The following is a 201-nucleotide window of genomic DNA, read 5'->3' on the forward strand; positions in this document are numbered from 1 at the left end:
TCTCCCAGCTGAGCTAAGGCCCCATTTTTTATTATGTTTTTTGAGATGGTGGGCCTAAATGGACTCGAACCATCGACCTCACGCTTATCAGGCGTGCACTCTAACCAGCTGAGCTATAGGCCCATCTCCATATAGAAAGAAAACAAAGTTCTCTCAAAACTAAACAAAATACCAAGCGTGTCTCATTTTCCTTAGAAAGGA

General features: G+C 42.8%; 1 tRNA gene. It reads right to left on the reverse strand.

Going from position 1 to position 201, the window contains the following annotated elements:
- Positions 1–46 precede the first annotated feature (46 nt).
- Positions 47–123 (reverse strand) — tRNA-Ile (locus tag COD11_RS26140).
- Positions 124–201: the final 78 nt, after the last annotated feature.

It is taken from the genome of Bacillus sp. AFS040349, assembly GCF_002577655.1.
In the GTDB taxonomy this organism is placed as follows: Bacteria; Bacillota; Bacilli; order Bacillales; family Bacillaceae; genus Metabacillus.